Raw genomic sequence first — 3473 nt, 5'->3', positions numbered from 1 at the left:
TGGGGCACGCCCAGCTTCTTCAGGCGCCCGGCGATGACCCTGGCGACCATGGCAGGCGACAGATCCGCTTTGGCGCGTAGCAGCCACTGGTCGGCAGGAGTTTGGTGGCTCCATTCTCCCCCGATGTCTTGCCCGTCGACATGATCATATTTACCGAGCACGACTGGCCGTGCGTGGGCGTTGCAGTGGTAGAGCTCGTCCTTCAATTGCTGCTCGATCAGCGTACGTTTTTCCTCGACCACGAGAATTTCGCGCAGGCCTCGCGCGAACTCGCGTACGCCCTGGGGTTCGAGCGGCCACACGACACTGACCTTGTGCACGCGGATGCCCAATTCGCGGCAGCGGGCATCGTCCAGCCCAAGGTCGATCAGCGCCTGACGCGTATCGCTATAAGCCTTGCCGCTCGCGATGATCCCCAGGCGGTCGTTCGGTCCTTCGATCACGTTGTGGTTGAGCCGGTTCGCGCGAATATAGGCGAGCGCCGCGGGCCACTTGTATTCCATCATCCGGGCTTCCTGCGCAAGCGGATCATCGGGCCAGCGGATGTGGAGGCCACCCTGCGGCATCGCGAAATCGTCGGGCAGCAAGATGCGCACACGGTCCGAATCGGTCAGCACCGATGCGCCGGACTCGACCACCTCCTGAACCGTTTTCATGCCCGCCCACAAGCCGCTGTAGCGGCTCATGGCAAGCGCGTGGACGCCGAGGTCGAGGACATCTTGTACATTCGCGGGGAAAAAAATCGGCAGCCCGCTCGCAATGAATGTGTGGTCGCTCTGGTGCGCGAGCGTGCTGCTCTTGGAGACGTGGTCGTCTCCGGCCAGCGCGATCACGCCACCGAGCGGTGCCGTGCCCGCGAGGTTCGCGTGCTTGAGGGCGTCGCCGCTGCGATCGACACCGGGGCCCTTGGCATACCAGATGCCGAACACGCCGTCATATTTCCTGCTCGCGGGATCGAACTCGAGCTGCTGCGAGCCCCAGACCGCCGTTACGCCCAGTTCTTCGTTGACGCCGGGTTTGAACACGACGTGACTCTTCTCGAGGTGCTTGCGCGCCTGCCACAATGCCTGGTCATATCCGCCGAGTGGCGAGCCACGATAGCCGGAGATGAAGGCGGCGGTATTGTGGCCGGCCTGCGCGTCGCGCGCGCGCTGCAGGAGCGGCAGGCGCACGAGCGCCTGGACGCCGCTCATGAAGGCACGCCCGGTTTCCAGTGCATACTTGTCGTCAAGCGTGACGGTTTCGATGGCCTTGCGGGCCGCTTCTGTGAGTGGGGCATTCATGTGGCAGGTACTCGTCAATGGATGTTGTCGGGACAGAGAAGGCGCCGAAGACGCCCGGTTGAGGCCGGTTCGGCCTTCGGGCCGTCATTCAGGAAATGGCACGCCAAGTTGCTCGCCAAGCGCGGCCAGTTCCTGCGCGATTACGGGGGGCAACGTCATGCCGTGCTCTCGCGCTTCGCGCTCGATGGCATCGCCACGCATGCCGGGCAGCCGCGCATCGGGGCTGGCTGAAACGTAGATCTGAGTCCACTGGCGCATGTACTCGTCAAAGGCTTCTCGCCCTGCATACGCTTCGGGGCGCACGAGCCAGAGGAATGCGTCCTGCATGGCCTCGCTGCGCGGCGCGGCGAGCGAGGCGGCGCTCGCCGCCAGGGCACCGGCGAGGCATTCGACCATCATGGCAATGCCGATGCCCTTGTGCCCGCTCATCGGCATCAGGGAGCCTTCGAGGGCGTGTTGCGCGTCAGTGGTGGGCCGACCCTGTGCATCCAGTGCCCATCCCTCGGGTATCGGCTTGCCCTCACGCGCGGCGAGCAGAACGTGTCCACGTGCCGCCACGCTGCAGGCTACGTCGAAGACGATCGGCGCCTGCCCCGACAGGGGGCAGCCAAAGGCGATCGGGTTGTGTCCGATCGCGGGGCCGCGAAAACCTTCCATCGCGAGTGCCGGCGGCGTGTGTTGGCCCATCATGCTGAAGGCACCGCCTTCCGCCGCCAATAGCGTGTGTATTCCAAGCGCGCCGAGATGGCCGCACGACTGCATCACAACGAGCACGGAGGCCGTCGTCCTCAGTGCTTCGAGCGCGAGACGCACCGCGTAGGGACCGGCAATCTGCCCCATCGCGCCGTCCGCCTGCAGCACGATGCCGCCGGGCAAGGCCCGGTAGGTCATCTTGGGCCGGGGATTAAATTCGTTCGCCTTCAACCGCGCCACATAGGAGGCGAGACGCGTCATGCCATGCGTCTTGTAACCCCGCAGCTCGCTGCGAACGAGCATCGAAGCCGCCTCGGCCGCGTGGTCCCGCGGCACGCCGCAGGTTTCGAAGATCCTTGCCGTCCATGCTTCGATGATCTCGGGATGCCGGGCACTGTTCATTGACCGTTCTCCCGAAGAATGACGAGACGCTCTTGAAACGGCCCGGAACAGACCGATTGATAGTAGAGCGGCCGGTTGCGAAGCGTGTAGCCGCGCAACTCCATGATGAACCCCGGTTGCCCGCTTTCGATCTTCAGTTCCTGAGCTGCAGCCGAAGGCAGTTTGCCAAATCGAACCCACTGGTCCACACGCAAGGTGGGCAACGAGAGGCGCTGACCCACAAGCTCGCGCAGGTTCTTCTCGAGCGCGGTGCGATCGAGGCCGCCCAATTCGGCGAAGTCCTCCTCGCGCAGCCAGAATTCGCTGTAGAGGTCGAACCGGCCGCCCACGTTGATCACGCGTTCAATCCGTACGAACGCCTCGCTATCGAGAAAATCCGACCAGGGCCCTTTGCGCTTGATGCGCTTGACCGAGCGTGCGTGTACGTAGCACGGAAGGTCCTTGCCCTCGGCATCACTGAAGCGAAGGTAACGGACGTCGGCCGGAGCGACGCGTGTGCCCGAGACGAACGTGCCGCGACCTTGCTCGCGGGTGATCAGCCCGGAGTGCACGAGCTGAGTGAGCGCCTTCTGGACCGTGCCGACGCTCACGCCATGATGGACCGCGAGTTCGCCTTCGGAAGGCAGGCGGTCACCCTCTCGGAGTGACCCGGATTCGATATGGCGGATGATGGCATCCGAGACCATAGAAAGCTTTGTCATGTTGCCTCAGAGGCTGCGTTCGAACCGGCTGACGGCGGTCTCGCGGACATCGAGCACCTCGCTTGCGAGTCGAGTGCCTGATGCGACGTCCATCGCGTACGTGTACAGTCGGTCACCAATGTCAGAAATCTTCAGGCCCTGTTCGAGGACGCCGCTTGCATCGAAATCGATGTTGTCGCCCATCGTTTTCAGGGTATGGATATTGCCGCACACCTTCACGGTCGGGGCCACCATATTACCGATTGGATTGCCCACGCCGGTGCCGAAGAAAGTGAGTTGACAGCCACCCGCGGCGAGCGCCGTGAGGTTTTCGACCGCCGCGGCGGGTGCGTCCATGAAATGCAGTCCGCTGCGCCGGGGAGCTTCGCCGTACCGGAGCACACCAACGAGCGGA

The 3473-nt window shown here is 63.9% G+C and carries 2 protein-coding genes and 2 pseudogenes; all 4 read right to left on the bottom strand.

Annotated features, from left to right (window positions below; translation table 11 throughout):
* Positions 1 to 1283: pseudogene (locus tag AWB68_RS43290) on the bottom strand (indolepyruvate ferredoxin oxidoreductase family protein); the annotation flags it as partial.
* Positions 1284 to 1367: 84 nt separating this feature from the next.
* On the bottom strand, positions 1368 to 2378 hold the full coding sequence (locus AWB68_RS43285) for an Ldh family oxidoreductase (protein WP_087650235.1): 1011 nt from the start codon (positions 2376 to 2378) through the stop codon (positions 1368 to 1370).
* Positions 2375 to 3079 carry a GntR family transcriptional regulator gene (locus AWB68_RS43280; RefSeq protein WP_087650234.1) on the bottom strand — a complete coding sequence of 235 codons (705 nt, stop codon included), beginning with the start codon at positions 3077 to 3079 and terminating at the stop codon, positions 2375 to 2377. Before AWB68_RS43280 ends, AWB68_RS43285 begins: the two co-directional genes overlap by 4 nt.
* Before the next feature lie 6 nt (positions 3080 to 3085).
* Positions 3086 to 3473: pseudogene (locus AWB68_RS43275) on the bottom strand (UxaA family hydrolase); the annotation flags it as partial.

It is taken from the genome of Caballeronia choica, assembly GCF_001544535.1.
GTDB classification, from domain to species: Bacteria; Pseudomonadota; Gammaproteobacteria; order Burkholderiales; family Burkholderiaceae; genus Caballeronia; species Caballeronia choica.
Note: the sequence above shows the minus strand (reverse complement) of the source record. Positions and strands in the feature narration are given on the sequence as shown.